The sequence below is a fragment of the Clostridium lentum genome, from assembly GCF_014287815.1.
Lineage (GTDB): Bacteria > Bacillota > Clostridia > Clostridiales > Clostridiaceae > Clostridium > Clostridium lentum.
The window spans coordinates 1-566 of sequence record NZ_JACOOQ010000053.1 but is presented as its reverse complement, the minus strand read 5'-3'; the positions used below and the strand labels follow the sequence as shown (position 1 = coordinate 566).

Sequence of the window (566 nt, the reverse complement as noted above, 5' to 3'; positions counted from 1 at the left end):
AAGCAAAATTAAAGTATCTAAATCTAACTATAAATCAGTAGTGACCATTTACGAAAGTGAAAACTGTAATGGCTGTCCATATAAAGATAAATGTACTAAAGCTAAAGGGAATAAGAGACTTCATGTATCTAAAGATTTTCTTGAAAAACGTAATGAATCTCTTAAAAATATTTCAACGCCCGAAGGAAAAATTTTAAGAATGAATCGTTCTATTCAGGTCGAAGGTGTATTTGGAGTTTTAAAACAAGATTATGCATTTAGAAGATTCTTACTTCGTGGTAAGAAGAATGTATTGGTAGAATTTACATTGCTCGCATTTGCTTATAATATTCAAAAATTATTTAATAAAAATATTAAAAATACAAATGGAATATTATTACACATTCCTAAAACAGCTTAGTGGAATAATATGTAAAACAAATAGAAGGATTAATACCTTCTATTTGTTGTGTTTAAAATTAAATTTATTACCACTAATTACATAATATAAACTGAATAATTTTTCTAAAAAACAAAAAAGAGGTCGTCTACATAAATGATTTAAAAATCATTTATGAGACGTCCCC

1 protein-coding gene is annotated in these 566 nt (G+C 26.0%); it reads left to right on the top strand.

Annotated elements, in window-relative coordinates; genetic code table 11:
* On the top strand, positions 1–400 hold a 400-nt coding region (locus H8R92_RS13065; protein WP_186835746.1), incomplete at its 5' end, for a transposase.
* Positions 401–566: the final 166 nt, after the last annotated feature.